This window comes from Actinokineospora baliensis (assembly GCF_016907695.1).
In the GTDB taxonomy this organism is placed as follows: domain Bacteria; phylum Actinomycetota; class Actinomycetes; order Mycobacteriales; family Pseudonocardiaceae; genus Actinokineospora; species Actinokineospora baliensis.
Map to the genome: position 1 here is coordinate 7512595 of NZ_JAFBCK010000001.1, position 19230 is coordinate 7531824.

At 70.2% G+C, this 19230-nt stretch carries 18 protein-coding genes; 7 read left to right on the forward strand and 11 right to left on the reverse strand.

Annotated features, from left to right (window positions below; all coding sequences use genetic code 11):
• Positions 1-1353, reverse strand: a complete 1353-nt coding sequence (locus tag JOD54_RS33060) for an NYN domain-containing protein (RefSeq protein WP_204455843.1) — start codon at positions 1351-1353, stop codon at positions 1-3.
• Positions 1354-1434: 81 nt separating this feature from the next.
• Between JOD54_RS33060 and JOD54_RS33065 the strand changes: the two genes are divergently transcribed.
• Entirely contained in the window at positions 1435-3153 is a 1719-nt protein-coding gene (locus tag JOD54_RS33065) for a DEDD exonuclease domain-containing protein (RefSeq protein ID WP_239573588.1), read from the forward strand.
• Between the two features lie 319 nt (positions 3154-3472).
• On the opposite strand, the gene JOD54_RS33070 is transcribed toward JOD54_RS33065, so the two are convergent.
• Positions 3473-3895, reverse strand: coding sequence for a YbaB/EbfC family nucleoid-associated protein (locus tag JOD54_RS33070; RefSeq protein ID WP_204455844.1), 423 nt, complete (start codon positions 3893-3895; stop codon positions 3473-3475).
• Positions 3896-3975: 80 nt separating this feature from the next.
• Here JOD54_RS33070 and JOD54_RS33075 point away from each other — a divergent pair, with 80 nt between their 5' ends.
• Entirely contained in the window at positions 3976-4254 is a 279-nt protein-coding gene (locus JOD54_RS33075) for an Lrp/AsnC family transcriptional regulator (RefSeq protein WP_204455845.1), read from the forward strand.
• Positions 4255-4285: 31 nt separating this feature from the next.
• Here the strand turns inward: JOD54_RS33075 and JOD54_RS33080 are convergent, their stop codons facing one another.
• The 5 genes from JOD54_RS33080 to ctaE form a co-directional block, all read right to left on the reverse strand.
• Complete coding sequence (locus tag JOD54_RS33080; RefSeq protein WP_307860471.1) at positions 4286-5245, reverse strand: serine hydrolase; 960 nt, start codon at positions 5243-5245, stop codon at positions 4286-4288.
• Positions 5246-5350: 105 nt separating this feature from the next.
• Entirely contained in the window at positions 5351-6991 is a 1641-nt protein-coding gene (qcrB, locus tag JOD54_RS33085) for a cytochrome bc1 complex cytochrome b subunit (protein ID WP_204455846.1), read from the reverse strand.
• On the reverse strand, positions 6988-8121 hold the full coding sequence (qcrA, locus tag JOD54_RS33090) for a cytochrome bc1 complex Rieske iron-sulfur subunit (RefSeq protein ID WP_204455847.1): 1134 nt from the start codon (positions 8119-8121) through the stop codon (positions 6988-6990). Before qcrA ends, qcrB begins: the two co-directional genes overlap by 4 nt.
• Positions 8118-8915 carry a cytochrome bc1 complex diheme cytochrome c subunit gene (gene qcrC, locus JOD54_RS33095; protein ID WP_204455848.1) on the reverse strand — a complete coding sequence of 266 codons (798 nt, stop codon included), beginning with the start codon at positions 8913-8915 and terminating at the stop codon, positions 8118-8120. Before qcrC ends, qcrA begins: the two co-directional genes overlap by 4 nt.
• A gap of 82 nt (positions 8916-8997) precedes the next feature.
• Positions 8998-9624, reverse strand: coding sequence for an aa3-type cytochrome oxidase subunit III (ctaE, locus tag JOD54_RS33100; RefSeq protein WP_204455849.1), 627 nt, complete (start codon positions 9622-9624; stop codon positions 8998-9000).
• 83 nt (positions 9625-9707) lie between these two features.
• On the opposite strand from ctaE, the gene JOD54_RS33105 reads away from it, so the two are divergent.
• Genes JOD54_RS33105 through trpD form a run of 3 tightly spaced genes read left to right on the forward strand, consistent with a single transcriptional unit; the run spans position 9708 to position 11620 of the window.
• The gene (locus JOD54_RS33105; protein ID WP_204455850.1) at positions 9708-10115 is read left to right on the forward strand and encodes a hypothetical protein; all 408 of its coding nucleotides are present in this window, start codon (positions 9708-9710) and stop codon (positions 10113-10115) included.
• Between the two features lie 52 nt (positions 10116-10167).
• On the forward strand, positions 10168-10578 hold the full coding sequence (locus tag JOD54_RS33110; RefSeq protein ID WP_204455851.1) for a hypothetical protein: 411 nt from the start codon (positions 10168-10170) through the stop codon (positions 10576-10578).
• A gap of 4 nt (positions 10579-10582) precedes the next feature.
• A complete protein-coding gene (gene trpD, locus JOD54_RS33115; RefSeq protein WP_204455852.1) occupies positions 10583-11620 on the forward strand; it encodes an anthranilate phosphoribosyltransferase in 1038 nt (345 codons plus the stop codon).
• Between the two features lie 89 nt (positions 11621-11709).
• Here trpD and JOD54_RS33120 read toward each other — a convergent pair whose 3' ends face one another.
• Together JOD54_RS33120 and ctaC are read right to left on the reverse strand one after the other, a co-directional pair.
• Positions 11710-12111, reverse strand: a complete 402-nt coding sequence (locus JOD54_RS33120; RefSeq protein ID WP_204455853.1) for a cytochrome c oxidase subunit 4 — start codon at positions 12109-12111, stop codon at positions 11710-11712.
• A 30-nt stretch (positions 12112-12141) separates the two neighbouring features.
• Positions 12142-13101, reverse strand: a complete 960-nt coding sequence (gene ctaC, locus JOD54_RS33125; RefSeq protein WP_307860472.1) for an aa3-type cytochrome oxidase subunit II — start codon at positions 13099-13101, stop codon at positions 12142-12144.
• Between the two features lie 275 nt (positions 13102-13376).
• Here ctaC and asnB point away from each other — a divergent pair, with 275 nt between their 5' ends.
• Complete coding sequence (gene asnB / locus JOD54_RS33130; RefSeq protein WP_204455854.1) at positions 13377-15305, forward strand: asparagine synthase (glutamine-hydrolyzing); 1929 nt, start codon at positions 13377-13379, stop codon at positions 15303-15305.
• Between the two features lie 61 nt (positions 15306-15366).
• Here asnB and JOD54_RS33135 read toward each other — a convergent pair whose 3' ends face one another.
• The gene (locus tag JOD54_RS33135) at positions 15367-15651 is read right to left on the reverse strand and encodes a hypothetical protein (protein WP_204455855.1); all 285 of its coding nucleotides are present in this window, start codon (positions 15649-15651) and stop codon (positions 15367-15369) included.
• Positions 15652-15789: 138 nt separating this feature from the next.
• Between JOD54_RS33135 and JOD54_RS33140 the strand changes: the two genes are divergently transcribed.
• On the forward strand, positions 15790-16332 hold the full coding sequence (locus tag JOD54_RS33140) for a DUF6461 domain-containing protein (protein ID WP_204455856.1): 543 nt from the start codon (positions 15790-15792) through the stop codon (positions 16330-16332).
• Here JOD54_RS33140 and JOD54_RS33145 read toward each other — a convergent pair.
• Positions 16329-19175 (reverse strand): NACHT domain-containing protein, encoded by a 2847-nt coding sequence (locus JOD54_RS33145; protein ID WP_204455857.1) that lies wholly within the window; start codon positions 19173-19175, stop codon positions 16329-16331. The genes JOD54_RS33140 and JOD54_RS33145 overlap by 4 nt on opposite strands.
• Between the last annotated feature and the right edge of the window lie 55 nt (positions 19176-19230).

A 19230-nucleotide genomic window follows, 5' to 3' on the forward strand; every position in this document is an offset into this window, starting at 1 on the left:
CTACACGCGACCCAGCCTGGCCAACAGGACCGCGGAGGGCACCGGGTGCGCCCCGCGCCTGCGCACCGCGTCGGCCACGGCCCGGTCGGAGGTCACCACGACCACCGGCCTGCCCTCGGGCTCCGCGGTGACCAGGGCCTTGATCACGTCGTCCGCCAGCACACCGGGGTCGCTGAAGAGCACCCGCACCCCGCGCGGCGCCGTGACCGGGACGGCCACCACTCCCGCCCCGTCGAACACCAGCGTCACCTCGGCCGAGGTGCGCGCGGCGAGCGAGGCGAGCTGGCGGACCAGCCGGTCGCGCTGGTCGGCCAGCGACAGCTCCGGGTAGCCGGTCTTGGTGACGTTGTAGCCGTCGACGACCACGTGCACAGCGGGCAGCGCCAACAGCCGGTCCAATGCCGCCGGGTCCTCGACCCGGCCGACGACGCCCTGCGCGGCCGTCGCACCCCGCACCAGGTCCGCCGGGCGGGGTCCGCCGCCGCCCAGGGCGAGCTCACGGCGGAGTCCGGTCACCGCGCCGTCGAGGGTGTCGACCAACAACGCCAGCCGGACCTCGTCGGCCTGGCGGGCCTCCCTGGCCGACTGGCGGGCGATCTCGGCGTCGGCCTCGGCGCGGGCGGCCCTGGCCCGCTCCTCCTTGGCCCGGTCGCGGTCGCGGTCGCGTTGCTCGGTGAGCGCCGCGACCTCGGCCCGGGCCTCGGCACGCACCTGCTCAGCGGCGGCTTCAGCGGCCGCGGCGGCGTCCTTGGCCTCACGCAGCTTGGCGCCCTGCTCACGCAGTCGTTTGCGCAGCCGCTCCAGCTCGACCTCGCCCTCAGCGCGGACCCGGTCGGCCGCCCCGGTCGAGGACGACAGCTCGGTGCGGATGCGCTCCAGCTCCGTCTCGACCTTGCGCAACTTGGTCACCGCAGCGTCGCGCTCGGCGCGTAGTGAGGAGTCGGAGGCCCTACGCGACACCAGTTCCAGGTAGTGCACGGCGGTCTCCTCGCCGAGCAGCACCGCCGCGGTGGCTACCGCCACCGGGTCGTCCCCGCCCAGGTCGAGGGCAGCGGGCTTGTGGTCGCGGCACCACTGGACCACGGCGGTGCGGAACCCCGGCGCGTCGCGCAGGCCCGCGATCAGCGCGGCCCCGCCCAGCCGGGCCCGCTTGGCCGGGGCGAACCTCGACACCGCGCGCAGCGACTGCGGCACGTCGACCTTGGGCAGCGCCCCGACGGCCTCGGCGGCGAGCTCGGCGAGCCTGCCGCGGACCGGCTCAGGCAGCCCGGACCACTCCACGACCGGGCCCTGATCGTCCGATGTGGACGCTTCAGGCCCGTCGGGCGGGTCGGGCAGCGAGGACAGTGCCATCCCTTAAGGCTAGTCGTGCCGCCGCGCGGCGCAGCGCCGGTGGGATCGGACTGTCGGTGGGGTGATCTAGCTTCGGTCGTGATGACCACGCCGATGAGCACCCGGGCGCAACTGACCTTCGACGAGTTGGGCACCCCGCTGCGCGACACCACGTTCGTCGTCTTCGACCTGGAGACGACCGGGGGCAGCGCGGAGCAGGACGCGATCACCGAGTTCGGCGCGGTCAAGGTCCGCGGCGGCGAGGTGCTCGGCGAGTTCGCCACCCTGGTCGACCCCGGTCGGGGGATCCCGCCCGAGATCGTGGCGATCACCGGCATCACCGACGCCATGGTCTACACCGCGCCCCGGGTCGAGGAGGTGCTGCCCGCGTTCTTGGAGTTCGCGGCGGGCTCGGTGCTGGTCGCGCACAACGCCGGGTTCGACGTGGGGTTCATCAAGGCCGCCTGCCAGCGATTGGGCTACCACTGGCCCAAGCCCGCGGTGGTGTGCACGGTGCGGTTGGGCAGGCGGGTGCTCACGCGTGAAGAGGCCCCGAGCTGCAAGCTGTCCGCGCTCGCGCAGTTGTTCCGTGCCTCAACGACGCCGATCCACCGGGCCCTGGCCGACGCCCGCGCCACCGTCGACGTGCTGCACGGGCTGCTAGAGCGGGTCGGGTCGCTCGGCGTGCAGTCACTGGAGGAACTGCTCGACTACATCCCCGAGGTCACCGCAGCGCAGCGGCGCAAGCGCACCTTGGCCGAGAACGTGCCGAACGACCCGGGGGTGTACCTCTTCCGCGGTCCCTCGGACGAGGTCCTCTATGTCGGCACGGCGACCGACCTGCGGCGGCGGGTGCGGCAATACTTCACCGCGAGCGAGACCCGGCGTCGCTTGCGCGAGATGGTCGCTCTCGCCGAACGGGTGGACACGATCAGCTGCGCGCACCCGCTGGAAGCCGAGGTCCGCGAGCTGCGTCTTCTGTCGGCGCACAAGCCGCAGTACAACCGCCGGTCTAAGAACCCCCGACACGGCTGGTGGCTGGTCTTAACCGAAGAGGCGTTCCCCCGGTTGTCGCTGGTGCGCAAACCGCGCGACGGTGCGTTAGGCCCGTTCCGCGCGCGAGGGCACGCCGAGGAGGCCATGTCAGCGCTGCAAGAGGCCACCGGGGTGCGGCCGTGCACGCTGCGCATCCCGGTCGGTGGCGGCGAGGCCACGCCGTGCGCGCTCGCGGAGCTGGGCCGGTGCGCGGCGCCGTGCGTCGGCAGGCAGACCCCGGACGAGTACGCGCCCGCGGTCACATCAGTGGTGTCGCTGGTGGCTGGCCAGGAGTTGGCTCCGCTCAAGCGCCTACACCTGCGGCTGACCGAGTTGTCGGCGGCGCAGCGCTACGAGCAGGCCGGTGGCGAGCGGGACCGGATGCGGTCACTGATCCGCGCACTCGACCGCGGTCAGCGGCTGGCCGCCCTGGCCAGGGTCACCGAGCTCGTCGCCGCCCGCCCGGACGGCGCCGGGGGCTGGGAGTTCGCGGTGGTCCGACACGGGCGCTTGGCGTCCGCGGGGGTGGCGCGCCGGGGGGTGTCACCGATGCCGGTGGTGGAGGCCCTGGTCGCCGCAGCGGAGACGGTCATCCCCGCGGAGGGACCGTTGTTCGGCGCGCCAGCTGAGGAGGTAGGCGTGGTCCTGCGGTGGCTCGACAAACCGGGCACCCGGATGGTCCGCTGCTCCGAACCCTGGTCCGAACCCGCCCAAGCCGCCGCCAGCTGGCGCGGCTGGCTAGACCGCGCCGACCGCGCCCGCGCCTCAACACTGCCCCGCGACTGACGAGTCACCAACTGTCGTTGCTGCACCGCCCGCGACTGCGAGTAGTCCTCGTCGGCGACGGCCATGCACGGCTTCCCCTCGGCTCCGCCCCTGAGCCGAACCCACCCACGCCGCCAAGTGGCGCAGCTGGCCGGACCGCACCCGCCCCGCGACTGACAGCACCGCCTCTCGCGCTGTTCACCGCGCGCAACTGCCAATAGTCCGTCTCATCAGCGTCCGCCCTACGCGGCCTCCCCCTGGGCCGAGCCAACCCACGCCGCCAAGTGGCGCAGCTGGCCGGACCGCGCCCGCCCCGCGACGCTGCCCCGCAGCTGTAGGGTCACCACCTGTCGTTGTTGTACACCGCGCGCGACTGCGAGTAGTCCTCCTCGTCGGCGTCCACCTTGCGCGGCTTCTCCTCGGGCTCGGCCTCGGTGACGGCGATGTGCTGCACCACTTCGGCGTCCCCGCCCAGCGGTACGAACGCCTGGGCCACGCCGTCGGCGGCGCTCTGGCGGGCGGTGCGGACCAGGGCCATGATCCGGTCGGCGAGGGCCTTGCCGGAGGCGGCGCGCAGGGCGGTGTCGGTCAGTTCGAGGCCGGTCATGGCGCCGTTGGGGGCGACGGTGACGGAGATGTCGCCTTCGTCGGCGGTCAGGGTGGTGGCCGAGGACTCCACGGCCTGCTTGAAGTCGGTGGCCTTCTGCTGCAAGTCGGCGACCTTGGCCTCGAAGTCGGCCAGCCACTCGTCCGGTGTCTGCACCCCGTGTCCTCTCCCTCGGCTCGGGCCCGAGCGTAGCGACCCCTCTAGGCTGGCCGGGACGACCACACAGGAGGACCCCCATGATCACCGCGATCGTCCTGATCAGCGCGGCGACCGACGCCATCGCCGAGACCGCCCAGGCGATCGCCGACGTCGAGGGCGTGGCCGAGGTCTACTCGTGTGCCGGTGACATCGACCTGGTGGCCGTCCTGCGGGTCCCCCACCACGAGGACCTGGCCCGCCTCATCCCCGGCCGGATCAGCAAGATCCCCGGCGTCCTCGACACCGCCACCCACATCGCCTACCGCTCGTTCTCCCGCAAGGACACCGAAGCCGCCTTCAACCTCGGCGACGACTAGAACCGCCTAACGACGTGGCACCCGGCGCGGTCTAGAACCGCCCCGCGAACAGCAGCCGGGCGATCTCCGTGTCCGTCTGCCTGCCGTCGTCGTAGCCGCCCTTGCCGTGGAGGTTGTTCATGATGGCGAGGGTGTAGCGCTCGTTGGGGCCGACGAAGCCCACCGTGTTCATCACCCAGCCGCCGTCTTCTTCGGACCAGCCGTCCTTGTTGCCGGGGTGGGCGGCGGGGCCCGCGCCCCAGACGCCCCATTGTTGGTTGGGGGCGACTTGGCGCATGTGGGTGAGGATGAAGGTGCGGTCGTCGGCGGGGACGGCGGTGAGGACGTGGTTGATCAGGCGGTCGAGGTCGTCGGCGGTGCACTTCTGGAAGCCCCAGTAGGGGAAGACCTTGCTGTAGCCGCGTTCGGCGCGCAGGGAGGTCATGCCGTACTCGGGGAACGCCCGGTTGAACGTCATGTGGTCGGCGCCGCCGTACTTGGTCCACAGGGTGGTGGCGGCGTCGTCGTCGGAGTTGTGCAGCATGGCGGCCATCTGGTCGCGGTCGCGGGCCGTCAGCGCGACGGTGTGCGCGCGGGAGCGGCGCAGCAGGTCGACCACCATGGCGAGCTTGATCGTCGACGCCGTCCAGGTCAGGTCTCCGGCGTGCGCGTTGCGCCACACCGCCCCGGTCTCCCGGTCGCGCAGGACGATCCCGACCGTGCCGGGCCTGCCCCCTGCGTAGTTCTCGGCGGCGGCGATGCGGTGCTGGAGGTCGCAGTCGAACCCTGACTGGGGCAACGGGCAGTCCTCGGGTTTCGCGGCGCTGGGCGACCCGGCAGCGGGAGCAGACGACGCCGCGGGAGCCGACGACGCCGTGGCGGCGGTCGGGACCTCGGCGACGACGGGGTGCGGGGTGGACACCGGCGGGGGCGCCTCTTCGGTGGACCCGCAGCCCACCAGCCCCAGTACCAGGGCGGTCACCGCCGCACCGCGCACCACCCGCTGGATCACGCCCGGGAGGCTATCGCGAATCCGCGACGCGTGGCAGGTCAACGGCCCGGAACGCGGTGGGGGGCGGCACCCGATCCGGGTACCGCCCCCCACCAGCGGGGTGACTCAGTGCTTCGCGGGCGGGTCTTCGCTGTGACCCGACTCCAGCTGCGCGTGCTCGGCGGCCCGCGCCCTGGCCAGCGCCGCGGTCTCCTCCGGCGGGTCCGGGGTCAGCCAGGACCCCTGGACCGGGGCACCGGCGGAGCCGAGCTTGTTCATCTTCTTCGGCACCGGCGCGCCCTGGTACTCCAGCGGCAGCGGGTGGCCGTGGTCGTCCACCGGGCCCAGCGGCTGGTGGATCTCGATGAACTCGCCGTGCGGGAGGCGCTTGATGATGCCGGTCTCGACACCGTGCTCGAGCACCTCGCGGTCGGAGCGCTGCAGACCCAGGCAGATCCGGTACGTGAGGAAGTACGCGATCGGGGGCAGCACGAGCAGCCCGATCCGGCCCATCCAGGTGGTGGCGTTGAGCGAGATGAAGAACTTCTCCGCCAGCACGTCGTTGGCCGCCGACAGCAGCGACACCATGAAGTAGGTGATCGCCATCACGCCGAGGCTGGTGCGGACCGGCACGTCCCGGGGCCGCTGCAGCAGGTTGTGGTGCGCGTAGTCCTTGGTGAACTTCCGCTCGATCCACGGGTAGACCGTCGCGATGCCGCCGAGCAGCGGCAGGCCGAGCATGAACGGGAAGAAGGCCGCCGGGATCGTGTAGTTCCCGAGGTAGACCTCCCACGCGGGCCACAACCGGATGAGGCCGTCGGTCCAGCCCATGTACCAGTCGGGCACCGTGCCCGCGGAGATGTGCGCGGCGTTGAACGGTCCGAAGTTCCAGATCGGGTTGATCTGGAACAGACCGCCCAGCGCGGCGGTGACGCCGACGACGACGGCCATGAACGCGCCGCCCTTGACCGCGAACACCGGCATGATGCGCACGCCGACGACGTTGGTCTCCTTGCGGCGCACGCCGGGGAACTGGGTGTGCTTCTGGTACCAGACCAGCGCCAGGTGGATGCCGATGAGCGCGAGCAGGATGCCGGGCAGCAGCAGGATGTGCACCGTGTAGAGCCGGGGCACGATGTCCTCGCCGGGGAACTCGCTGCCGAAGAGCAGCCAGTGCACCCAGGTGCCCAGCACAGGGATGGACAGCAGCAGGCCGGACATGATCCGCAGACCGGCGCCGGAGAGCAGGTCGTCGGGCAGCGAGTAGCCCGCGAAGCCCTCGGTGGCGCCGAGCAGGAACAGGTTGACGCCGATGACCCAGTTGACCTCACGGGGGCGGCGGAACGCGCCGGTGAAGAACACCCGGAACATGTGGGTGACGATCGAGGCCATGAACAGCAGCGCGGCCCAGTGGTGCATCTGCCTGGCGAACAGGCCGCCGCGCACGTCGAAGCTGATGATCAGCGTGGACTCGTAGGCCCGCGACATCTCCAGGCCGCGCAGGTTGGCGAACGACCCCTGGTAGACGACCTCCTGCATGGAGGGGTCGAAGAACAGCGCCAGGTACGTGCCGGTCAGCAGCAGGACGATGAAGCTGTAGAGGGCGATCTCGCCGAGCAGGAACGACCAGTGCGTCGGGAAGACCTTGTTGAGCTGTTTGCGCAGGCCACCGGCCGGGTGGAACCGGTCGTCGGCCCACTTCGCCGCCCCACCGGCCGCGCGGAGGGCGGCGTTGGTGGGCTTGGTGGGAGATGTGATGGCGCTCATGACTTCCGCTCCCAGAAGGCGGGCCCAACCGGCTCGATGAAATCGCTCCTGGCGTAAAGGTAACCCGTCTCCTCGTCGACCGCGATGGGGAGCTGGGCCAGCTTGCGGGTCGCCGGACCGAAGATGGGCTTGGCGTACTCCAGCGCGTTGAACTGCGACTGGTGGCACGGGCAGAGGATCCGGTTGGTCCGCTGCTCGTAGAGCGAGGTGGGGCAGCCGAGGTGGCTGCAGATCTTCGTGTACGCGTAGTAGTCGCCGTAGTTGAAGTCCTCCTGGCCCTGGTGCTTGATCACCTTGGCCGCGTCCTCCGGGCGCAGGCGGATGATCATGACAGGGTTGTCGGAGCGCTTGAGGGCCTTGGACAGCGCCTCGTGGTCCTTGCGCTCGGACTCGCGGAACGGGAAGACCGTCTCCATCGCGCCCGCGTCCAGGTCGGAGGGCTTGACCAGCACGACCTCCTCCGGGTCACCGGTGGCCCGGCGCAGGAAGACGCGCTCGCCGTTGTCGGACTTCCAGCCGGTGTGCCACAGCGAGTTCGGCGAGTCGGTCTGCGCCCACGGGTCGCGCACCAGGCCGCCGAGGGCGAACACGCCGACCCCGAGGCCCATCGCACCGGCGCCCAGGCCCGCGGTCCGCTTGATCAGCGAGCGGCGGGCGATGCCGTTGCGGGTGCCCGCGTCGGCGAGGTGGGCCAGGATGGTGGCCTTGTCCAGCTCGCTGGAGCTGCCCTCGTGGCGCTGCTGCACGGCGATCTCGTGCGGGATGAACTTCTTCGTGTAGAGCAGGGTGCCCAGGCCGACGGAGACGACCGACAGGCCGAGCGACGCGCCCAGCAGCGGGGTGTAGAGCGAGTACATGAAGTACCCGTCGGTGTCCGGGGCGGTGTAGGCCGACGGCCAGAACAGGAACACCCCGGCGAAGGCGAGCCCACCGACGGCGGCGAGCAGGAACCACATCGCGACCAGGCGCTCGGCGCGCTTCTCGGCGCGGGTGCCCTTGACCGGCCACGGGTCCGGGTACTCGATGATCTCGACGTCGTCGAGCTTGCCGCCGAGCTTGACCAGCTCCTCGCGGGACATCCCCGCGAGTTCCTCCTCGCTCGGCAGCTGCTGGGGGTTGGTGGAACTCATGCTTTAGCCCCAATCCAGAGGGTCACGCCGACCAGCGCGGCGATCCCCACGATGAATGCGATCAGACCCTCGGACTGCGGCCCGAGTCCACCGATCGGGTTGCCGCCGGGGTTGTTGTTGCCGTCGGTGACCGACTTGACGTAGGCGACGATGTCCTTCTTCTCCTCCGGCGTGAGCTGCCGGTCGGAGAACTTGGGCATGTTCTGCGGGCCGGTGAGCATCGCCGCGTAGATCTCGGTCTCGGTGACGCCGTCCAGCTTGGGCGCGAACTTGCCCGAGGACAGCGCGCCGCCGCGGCCGGTGAAGTTGTGGCAGGACGCGCAGTTGAGCCGGAACAGCTCGCCGCCGCGGGCCGGGTTGTCGCCGCGCAGCGCCTCGCCCTGCTCCTCCGGCAGCTTGGCGCCGCCGCCCTTGGAGTCGACGAACGCGCTGATGGCGTCGATCTGGTGCGGGTCGAGCTTCGGGGGCTTGCGCTCGATCTGGGCTTCCTGGCGCACCGCGGGCATCCGGCCGGTGGCGGTCTGGAAGTAGGTGGCCGCCTCGCCGACGCCGATCAGGCTGGGGCCGCGGTCGGCAACGCCCTCGAGGTTGGCGCCGTGGCAGGTGATGCAGGTGGTGTTGTAGATCCGCTCGCCCTCGCGCACCAGCGCCGGGTCGCCCTGCGCTTCGGCGACCGGTGGCTGGGGGGCGAACGCGGAGTACAGGACGCCGACCGACATCAGCGCGAAACCGAGGGCCAGCAGACCGGCCACGCGCCTGCGGAGCTTGCCGCGGCGCGGCAGTTTCTTGTTCATTGAACGGCAACCCTTGCTGTCGGTTCGGGCCCGGTGGAGCTGGTGGTGGCGGGCTGGGCGGCTGCTGGCTCGGCTGCGGCGGTCATGGGACCAGGTAGATGACCGCGAACAGGCCGATCCAGACCACGTCGACGAAGTGCCAGTAGTACGAGACCACGATCGCCGAGGTCGCCTGCGCCGGGGTGAACTTGCTCAGCTTGGTGCGCACGAGCAGGTACACGAAGGCGATGAGGCCGCCGATGACGTGCAGGCCGTGGAACCCGGTGGTGAGGTAGAAGACCGTCCCGAACGCCCCGGACGGGATGGTCACGCCCTCGTTGATCAGGTTGTAGTACTCGTAGGCCTGACCGCCGACGAAGATCGCGCCCATGATCAGCGTGGCGATGTACCAGCGGCGCAGGCCGAACACGTCGCCGCGCTCGGCGGCGAAGACGCCGAGCTGGCAGGTGAACGACGAGGCCACCAGGATGATCGTGAACGGCAGCGCGTAGGGCACGTCCAGGTGCACGGGCTCGCCGTCGGCCAGCGGCGGCGGCCAGTGGCCGGTGCTGTTCTGCGCCTTGACGGTGAAGAACATGGCGAACAGCCCGGCGAAGAACATCAGCTCGCTGGACAACCAGACGATGGTGCCGACGCTGACCATGTTCGGCCGGTTCAGCGAGTGCACACGCTGGCCAATGGAGGGCGCTGCTGCAGTCACGGGTCGCATTATGTCTTGCGAGTAGTGGGCTCGCCCGGTCGGGTCGCGAGTAGACCTCCTCGGCGCGCCGGGGCGGTCGGAAGGGCGGGGACGTGGGCTTTCTCAGCGGGCTTCGTACGGCGTTCTCCAGGCAACGGGCACCGGGGTTGAACCAGGACGACCCGGACTTGGCGGTCGTGGCGGCCTGTTTCGACGACGCCGAGGCCGCCTCCGCCGCGCTCACCCGGTCCAGTGACTTCCGCCCCACTGATCAGGCGGTGCTGCGCCACCACCTGTCACTGCCCGCCGACCGGGTCGACGAGGCGGCCGCGATCGTGGCCCAGGACGGCTACGCGCTGCGGGAAGTGCTGCCGCACGACGGGGCCGTGGTCACCGTGTACGCCCTGCGTGTGCGGGTCGTGGACGCCCTGGAGTGCTCGCGGGAGCGGTCCAGGATGGCCAGTCTCGCGGCGCGGTTGGGCGGGCGGGCGCTGGGGTGGGACGTCTTGCAGAGCAGGTGACGTGAGACCGATAACATCACCACGGGTACCTACTCGGATGACCGGAGGACGCATGAGCACCGCAGCACTGAAGATCCTGGTCTTCAGCCACCGGCCCGAGGTCCGCGAGACGATCATCACAGCCGTGGGCCGCAGGCCTGCCGCCGACATCGGCCGGGTGGCCTACGTGGAGGTCGGCACGGTGTCCGAGGTGCTGATGGAGATGGACGCGGGCGGCATCGACCTGGCCATCCTCGACGGCGAGGCGCAGCCGACCGGCGGCATGGGCCTGTGCAGGCAGCTCAAGAACGAGATCACCGACTGCCCGCCGATCGTCATCGCGGTGCGCCGCAAGGACGACCGCTGGTTGGCGACCTGGTCGCAGGCCGACGCGGTGGTCGTGCACCCGCTCGACCCGCTGACCGCCGCCGAGACCGTCGCCGACGTGCTGCGCACCAAGCGCCTGCCGCTCGTCCGGGGCTGACCCGGTGGCCGAGCGCACCTGGAAGTCGCTGCTCAACCACCTGGTCGACGGCGGTGACCTGACCGCGGCGGACACGTCGTGGGCCATGAACGAGATCATGTCCGGTGCCGCGACGCCCGCCCAGATCGCCGCGTTCGCCGTGGGGCTGCGCGCCAAGGGCGAGACCGCGGCCGAGATCGGCGGCCTCGCCGAGGGCATGATGGCCAACGCCCGCCTGGTCGAGCTCGACCGGCCCGCCGTGGACGTCGTGGGCACCGGCGGCGACCAGGCGCACACGGTCAACATCTCCACGATGACCTCTGTGGTCACCGCCGCGACGGGCGCCCCGGTCGTCAAGCACGGTAACCGCGCCGCCTCGTCGAAGTGCGGCACCGCCGATGTCCTCGAAGAACTCGGCGTGGTGATCGACCTCTCCCCGGAGGGCGTGGCCACCTGCGCGCGCGAGGTGGGCATCGCGTTCTGCTTCGCCCCCGCGTTCCACCCGGCGCTGCGGCACGCGGGCCCGGTCCGCAGCCAGATCGGCATCCCCACGGCGTTCAACGTGTTGGGCCCGTTGACGAACCCGGCCCAGCCCCGCGCGGGCCTGGTGGGCTGCGCCAACTTACGCCTCGCGCCGGTCGTGGCCGAGGTCTTCGCCTCCCGCGACGCGTCTGTCCTGGTGGTCCGCGGCGACGACAACCTCGACGAGATCACCACCACGACGACGACATCCGTGTGGGTCGTCTCGGGTGGGACTGTGTCCAAGCAGACCTTCGACCCGACCCGCCTCGGGGTCCCGGTGTCGGTGCCGGAGGACCTGCGTGGCGGTGACGCGCCGTTCAACGCCCAGGTGGTCCGGGATCTGCTGGGCGGCAAGCGCGGGCCTGTGCGGGACGCTGTGGTGCTGAACGCGGCTGGGGCGATCGCGGCGTTCCGGGGGTTGTCGGGGGATCTGTACGCGGACTTCGAGGCGGGACTCGGGGCGGCGGCGGAGGCGATCGACAACGGGTCGGCGGAGCGGTTGCTGGACCGCTGGATCGAACGGTCGCGGGAACTGGCTTAGGAGCCGACGAACCCCACCTGGCACCAACGAACTCAACAAGAAGGGCCCCGCACCGGTCTGGTGCGGGGCCCTTCTTGTTGTCCTATAGGTCAGTCCGTCGCGTTGGGGCGGGTGTGGTACTCGAAGACCAGGCCGCCGACGGCGACGAGGATCAGGACGATGGCGATGACCAGGAGCCAGATCTGCCAGAACGCCATGGCGAAGCCCGCCAGCGCGGCGGAGGCGGCCAGGGCGACGGGCCAGTAGCTGCCGGGGCTGAAGAAGCCGAGTTCGCCAGCGCCGTCGCTGACCTCGGCGTCCGGGTTGTCCTCCGGGCGCTGGTCGAGGCGGCGGGCGACGAAGTGGAAGTAGGTGCCGACGATGAGGGAGAGGCCGCCGGTGAGGATCAGGCCGACGGTGCCGACGGGCTCCTTGGACCACACGCCGTAGACGATGGCCGAGAGGAAGAAGAAGCCGGTGGTGATGTCGAAAAGCCGGGCTTCGACCTTCATGCAGTCCTCACATTCACCTGTTCGTGGCGCCTAGTTCGTGGCCGTGCGGGCCGTGCGGTCGGTGTTGAACGGCTTGGTGGTCACCGCGACCGGGGAGCACAGCTCGCCGCAGTTCATCTCGGTGAGCGCCTCGGCTGCCGTGTACGGCTTGCCGGTCTTCGGGTTGGTCTTCACCCGCAGGCCCATGTACTGGTCGAACTGGGCCGGCGTGATCGCGCGGACCTCGAAGTTCATCCCCGAGTGGTAGGTGCCGCACAGCTCGGCGCAGCGGCCGACGAACGAGCCGGTCTTGTCGATCCGGTTCTGGAACGTCGAGTCCTGGTTGTTCTTCTCCGGGTGCGGGAACACGTCGCGCTTGAAGAGGAACTCGGGGACGAAGAACGCGTGGATCACGTCGCGCGACTTGAGGTTGTACTGGATGGTGCGCTCGGTGGGCAGCACCAGCAGCGGGATCTCCACCGAGCTGCCGATGGTGCGCACCGTCGTGTCACCCGGCGCGGCGGGCACGTCGAGGGCGCCCTTGGTGTTCTTGTAGTTCTTGTAGTCGAACTCCCAGTTCCACTGGAACGCGAGCACGTCGACGGTGACGTCCGGCTCGTCGGTCTCGGTCTGGATGTAGTTCTGGGTGGTGGCGGTGAAGTAGAACAGCACGACCACGATCACGACCGGGATGCCGGTGTAGATCCACTCCAGGAAGTGGTTGTACTGGAACTGCTTGGGCAGCGTCTCCCCGCGCTTGCGGTGGGCGACCACCGGCCACAGGATGAGCGCCCAGGTGATGACGCCGATGATCAGCGCGGCCACCACCGACCAGGTCCAGAACTCGCGCATCCGCTCTGCCTGCGGGGTGATGCCCTCGGGCCAGCCGAACCGCAGCACCTCGTCGGTGGAGCAGCCCGACGCACCGAGGACGACGAGCGCGACGAGACCGGCGACCTTGCTCAGCCTGCCGACCGGCGCACGGCCGCCTGTGGCCTGGGGTGTGCCCACTGCGCGACTCCTCCTCGAAGCGGTGAATCCACGATCCCCGCGCGGGCGGCGAACCCGGTGCTGGACAGCGCGGATCGTCGCTCGTGGGGAGCACTGCGGAGCCTAGCCCAGCGACGTGGGCCACACCCCCCGAGGGGTGATCGGAGCCGGGTCGCACCGGGCGGTGACGCTGCGCGCAGGGGTCGGCCTGGTCCCCGCCGGGCAACCCCGCCCGGCATACTTGCGTCTTCCCCGCCAGATACACCCCGGCTCGACACGAGAGGTGCGCGAGAAGCGTGTGCGGTCTGCTTGGCCTGGTCTGCCCTTCGGAGATGGACGCCGCCGCGGCGCGGTCGGCGGTGGGGGCGGCGATGCGCTGCCAGCGCCACCGCGGCCCGGATGAGAGTGGCACGTGGACCGGCGGTGAGGTCGTCTTCGGCTTCAACCGGCTGTCCATGATCGACATCGAGCACTCCCACCAGCCGCTGCCGTGGGGGCCGCCGGAGTCGCCGCAGCGGTACACGCTGCTGTTCAACGGCGAGATCTACAACTACCTGGAGCTGCGGGCCGAACTGGCCGAGCGGCACGGCGCCCGGTTCGTCACCGATGGTGACGGCGAGACGATCGTGGCGGCCTACCACTACTGGGGCGAGGCGGCCGTCACCCGGCTGCGGGGCATGTTCGCGTTCCTGATCTGGGACTCGCAGAAGCAGACCCTGTTCGGCGCCCGCGACCCGTTCGGCATCAAGCCGCTGTTCTACGCCAGCGGCCCCGGCGGGGTGGCGTTCTCGAGCGAGAAGAAGTCGGTCCTGGAGCTCGCGCCGCTGATCGGCGCGCGGCTGGAGCTCGACCGCCGCTCGCTGCAGCACTACCTGACGCTGCAGTACGTCCCGGAGCCCGCCAGCCTGCACTCGGCGGTTCACCGGATCGAGTCGGGTACCTGCTTCACCCTGGTCCCCGGCGAGGAGCCGGTCACCAAGCGCTACTGGCAGCCGAGGTTCTCGCCGACCCCGGTGCGCGGCCCGGCCGACGCCGAGGCGCTCTACCAGCGGATCGCCGACGTGATGGCCGACTCGGTCCGGATGCACATGCGCGCCGACGTCACCGTCGGCTCGTTCCTCTCCGGCGGCATCGACTCGACCGCGATCGCCGCGCTGGCCCGCGAGCACAACCCGGACCTGGTGACCTTCACCACCGGCTTCGAGCGCCAGGGCTACTCCGAAGTGGACGTCGCCGCGGAGTCGGCCGCCGCGATCGGGGTCAAGCACGTGGTCCGCACGGTGTCGCCGCAGGAGATGATGGACGCCCTGCCGCTGATCGTCTGGTACCTCGACGACCCGGTGGCCGACCCGGCGCTGGTGCCGCTGTGGTTCATCGCCCGCGAGGCCCGCAAGCACGTGAAGGTCGTGCTCTCCGGCGAGGGCGCCGACGAGCTGTTCGGCGGGTACACGATCTACCGCGAGCCGCTGTCGCTGGCGCCGTTCGAGCGGGTGCCGGGTTCCCTGCGCAAGTTCATGGGCCGGGTCTCCGCGAAGATCCCCGAGGGCACCCGCGGCAAGGACCTCCTGCGCCGAGGTTCCCTGTCCCTGGAGGACCGCTACTACGGCAACGCCCGAATCTTCCGCGACGACCAACTGCGCGGCGTCCTGCGCACGTTCGACCCGGGCACCAGCCACCGCGACATCACCGCCCCGCACTACCGCGAGTCGGTGTCCTGGGACCCGGTGACCCGGATGCAGCACGTGGACCTGTTCACCTGGCTGCGCGGCGACATCCTGGTCAAGGCGGACAAGATGACCATGGCGAACTCGCTGGAGCTGCGGGTGCCGTTCCTGGACCCGGAGGTCTTCCGCGTGGCGGCCGAGGTGCCGCTGGAGCAGAAGATCACCAAGGAGACCACCAAGTTCGCCCTCCGCCAGGCCCTCCGCAAGGTCGTCCCGGCGCACGTGCTCAACCGCCGCAAGCTCGGCTTCCCGGTGCCCATCCGACTCTGGCTCAAAGACGAGATGTACGACTGGGCCCGAGACATCGTGATGGCGTCCCAAACCGACGCCCTCATCGACAAGAACGCGGTCATGCGGCTGCTGGAGGAGCACCGGGCGGGCACCCTCGACCACAGTCGGCGGATCTGGGCCCTCCTCGTCTTCATGCTCTGGCACGGCATCTTCATCGAACGCCGGATCACCCCGGTCATCCCGGAACCGCACTACCCGGTCAAGATCTGAGGCCGTGCCCAGAGGCCGCCTTCCCCACGGGGAAGGCGGCCTCTTGCGCAGCATCGGACCGCTACGAGGCGTCTCGCGAGGCGTGGGTGATCTTGGACCAGTCGGCGACCAGGACGATGGTTTCGCGGGAGTCGGCGGTGCCGTCGGTGCGGCGTTCCAGGAGGGTGAAGCCCGCGGCGACGGGGAGACCCAGGCGAGGCAGTGCACTGCCCGGATCACGCTGACCACCCGCCAGTGCGGCGACCTCAATGTGATCTTCATCGATGCCGCGCGGATGCCGTTCATCTCGCGCAACATCAAGCTCGCCTCGGGCGAGGGCAAGCCCGCGATCCTGCCAAGGGGGCACGATCAGTGCCGCTTACCAGCACTTGCCGATCAACGAGGGAGACGCCTACCTGGTGGTGATCGCCAATCCGGCCAGGATCGCCACAGGGCCGTGGGCGGGGCAGGAGGTTCGGGTGGTTCAGTGCTAGGCCTTGAGCGGGTGCGCCGATACCGGTGGGCCGACGAGGATGCTGATCTGGCGTGGACCGTGGCTGTCACCAGTGGGCGGTCGGTCGGCCAGGTTGTGCGGGCCTATGGGGGCGACACACTGGTGGGGCGGCTGTCGTTCGCTGAGGCGGCGGTGGGGCCGGGCGAACTGGGGGCGGTGTCTCTCCTGCGGGTGCAGGAAGTCGGCGAGCACGTCGTGGTTGTGGAGAACAACGGTTGGCGGGGCAAAGCGGCCGGGGTCGCTGAACGGGCCTCAGCGGGGAACGGCACCTTCCTCAGCGTCTTCTGGAACCTGAACGCGAACTACAAGGTCACCCAAGCCGCCGATGGGCAGCTGACGGCCTCGTTCGACCCGTTGACGGTCCAACACCCCGCACCTCCCGGGGAGGTCTACCCCCCTTGGATCACCGACGTCGTGTTCACCGACGGTGCTCTGCACGCCGAGCTGCTCGCGGTGCTCGAACACGAGACCGGTCTGGCGTTCGACCCGGCGTGGCTGGACACAGCGTGGCCGACCTACCGGGCGCTCGCCTAGCCCGCGTCGTGGGTGATCTTGGACCAGTCGGCGACCAGGACGATGGTTTCGCGGGAGTCGGCGGTGCCGTCGGTGCGGCGTTCCAGGAGGGTGAAGCCCGCGGCGACGTCGAGTAGGCGGAGGGCCAGGTCGTTGGTGTCGGACTTGGTGAAGGTGGAGAGGCCGAAGCACACCAGGCGGGCCAGTCTGGCTTCCTTGGGACCGACCGCCGGGTTCTCCGCTTCGACCAAGGGGCGCAGCGAGGCCAGCAGGGTGATGGCGCGGAGGGGCCAGGGCTCGGTTCGGAACGCCTTGGCCAGTCGGGTGAGGACGGCACGCAGCAGGCCGGCGAGTGCTTCCGGCGGAGCGTCCCACTCCTCCCAGGCGGCGAGTTCGGACTCGTCCGCCAGCGCGTCGATGAACTTGCGGACAGGGGCGGGTTTGAGCGCGCTGCTGAACGTGAGCAGCGCGGTGACGAACGGCCTACCTATGTGCGCTTCATCCCAGGAGCTAGCCGAGAGCAGCGGTCCCGCCTGCGGCACCTTGCCGAAGGTTTCCTTGGCGATCTCAGCCAAGTCGGTGCCCCACTGCCTGTTTTCTTCCAACGCCTTGACGACGCGCTCCAGCCGTCCGATCAGCGGGACCAGCACCCGGTCGTCACCCGCGCTGCGCGCGATGCGCAGAGCCGCCCCGAGCACCTCGCTCAACTCGGCGAGAGCGTCCTTCGACAGCTGCGGCCCGGAAGTCACGTGCACGCGGTACGCGTAGAGGACGAGGAGCAGAAACACAGTCGGCAGGTGTTGGAGGTCGTGGCGCAGGGCGCTGAACAGGTCGACACGCGTGACCAGGTGCGGTTTCCCGTGCCGCGCCCACACGCCCACGGCCTCGTCCTTGACCCACACGAGGCAGTCGTCGAGGTCCGAGGTTGCCTGGTTGTCGAGTTCGACCCGCCGAGGCAGCCGGTACGCCTGGTCGCTGTCGAGCAGGTCGTTGAACCAGCGGCAGAACTGCTCGGCCCGCGCCCCGGACATGCCCCCGCACGCGCCAACCGCATCGCCCTCCCCGGTGCGCCCCTGCTCCAGTTCGAAGACGCGGTAGATGTCGGCGGGCACCGGGCGCGGGGCGATCCGGACGCCGCGGCGCGGGTGGGCCCAGGACATCGTGTACCGGTGCGCCAGGATCGTCGCCGTGGTGCGGCGTTGGTGGGCGCTCGCCTGGTCGAAGCGCTCGATGGTCAGCAGCGCCGCCAGTTCGTCGCGCACGTCGGGTTCCAGTTCGAGGATGTCGCGCTGCTCCAAGCACTTCAACGCCAACGACAGCGCGTTCGCCGACCCGGACGCCAGGCATGCCCGGATGACGTCGTCGGCCGCGGCCATGGTGGTGTACAGGAGGATCGTCTCCTCCCAGTACGCGTCGTCGACCTGGTAGACGAGTTCGTCGCCCAAGGCGTTCTCGTTGATGTAGCGGGCGGCGAGGTATTCCTGGAAAGTCTTGTGCGCGAAGGTGTAGAGGCCTTCTTCGCGTTCGATCAGCAGGCCGTTGGACGACACATCGGTGACGACGTCCTCGGCGGTGAGCGAGGTGGACAGCTTGCGCAGCGTGGCGTTGAACTCCTCGAGCACGGCGGCGCGCTTGAACTCGCCGACCCCGGCTTTCATCATGCGGTAGGCCAAGCCGCGCAGCATCTGCTCTTTCTTGTCGCCGCTCAACCCGGTGGGCAGGTTCTTGGCCTCTTGCCTGCGCCACAACATGACCTGGCAGATCTCGCTGTACAGGTTGGTGCGGCTGCCGGGCAGCGCCCCGCGGTACTTGTGCACGTTGGCGATCATCGTGAGCAGCAGCGGGTTGGCGGTGAAGTCGGCGAGACCGGGCGCGGAGTCGAGTTTGCTCAACAGGTCGTCGGCGGCGGCCTTGGCGCGCTGGCGGACCCCTTCGTCGTTCGAGCTCACCCGTTCCATGGCCAGGTACCACCGGTTCACGAACCGCCGGACCTGCGCCTGGGTGAACCGGCGGGTCTGCAGTTGCTGGGCGCCGTGGATGGGCGCGTCCAGGATCCCCTCGCGCCGGGAGGTGATCACGAAGTCGTTGTGCGGGTACTGGGTGGTCTGCCGCTCCACCCAGGCCGCCACCAGCCGCCGGTTGCGCTGCCCGGCCACCTCGTCGAGCCCGTCGAGCAGCACCACGCAGTGCCCGTCGGCGAGCTGGTCGCCGAACCACCCGATCGGTTCGCTGGCCGCCAGCCGCCCGAGGGACTCGCGGACCAGCACGGGTAACAGGATCGTCTTGTCCTCGGCGATCGCGTCGACGTGGTCGCGCAGGTACAGCAGGATCGGGACGGAGCGGCGGCGGCCCTTCGGCTGCTGGCAGATGGACCGCGCGGTGTGCCGGAGCAATGTCGTCTTGCCACTACCGGGAACCCCGACCACGGCGAGCACCGCGGGCACCGGCTGGTCGAGGAAGTGCGCCAGGTCGCGCCGCTCCATCGGGTCCTTCAGGCCGCCGGGCAGCATCCCCGCGTCCGCTTGGTGCGGCGCCATCGATGCGATGCTGACGTCGACGTACACGTCGTCGAGGTCCGGGTTGACCTCGCCGATGGTGGCCAGCCCCTTCTGGTCGATGTAGCGCAGGGAGCTGGCCAGGTGGTCGCGGTACTTGCGGGGGAACTGGCTCACGACCCGGTCCAGCACCCGGTTGGCGTTGTCCACCAGCTGGACCTTGCGCCGCTTCCACACCTCCACCACAACCTGCGTCGCCCCGGCCACCACAGCCCCCGTGACCAGCGCAACCACCGCCTGCCACTGTGCGACGAGGGTGGTCAACACCACCGCCGCCACCCCGACCACCAGCGCGACCGGAATCCGCACCCTTGCCCCGTTCGCCGTACGGCCAGTGCGCGCCAACCTACCTGATCAAGCGCGC

What these genes read in the sequence shown, in the direction of transcription:
- JOD54_RS33060 (WP_204455843.1), bottom strand. Translation starts at nt 1,353, where the DNA reads ATGGCACTGTCCTCGCTGCCCGACCCGCCCGACGGGCCTGAAGCGTCC.
- JOD54_RS33065 (WP_239573588.1), top strand. Translation starts at nt 1,435, where the DNA reads ATGACCACGCCGATGAGCACCCGGGCGCAACTGACCTTCGACGAGTTG.
- JOD54_RS33075 (WP_204455845.1), top strand. Translation starts at nt 3,976, where the DNA reads ATGATCACCGCGATCGTCCTGATCAGCGCGGCGACCGACGCCATCGCC.
- qcrB (WP_204455846.1), bottom strand. Translation starts at nt 6,991, where the DNA reads ATGAGCGCCATCACATCTCCCACCAAGCCCACCAACGCCGCCCTCCGC.
- qcrA (WP_204455847.1), bottom strand. Translation starts at nt 8,121, where the DNA reads ATGAGTTCCACCAACCCCCAGCAGCTGCCGAGCGAGGAGGAACTCGCG.
- qcrC (WP_204455848.1), bottom strand. Translation starts at nt 8,915, where the DNA reads ATGAACAAGAAACTGCCGCGCCGCGGCAAGCTCCGCAGGCGCGTGGCC.
- ctaE (WP_204455849.1), bottom strand. Translation starts at nt 9,624, where the DNA reads ATGCGACCCGTGACTGCAGCAGCGCCCTCCATTGGCCAGCGTGTGCAC.
- JOD54_RS33110 (WP_204455851.1), top strand. Translation starts at nt 10,168, where the DNA reads ATGAGCACCGCAGCACTGAAGATCCTGGTCTTCAGCCACCGGCCCGAG.
- JOD54_RS33120 (WP_204455853.1), bottom strand. Translation starts at nt 12,111, where the DNA reads ATGAAGGTCGAAGCCCGGCTTTTCGACATCACCACCGGCTTCTTCTTC.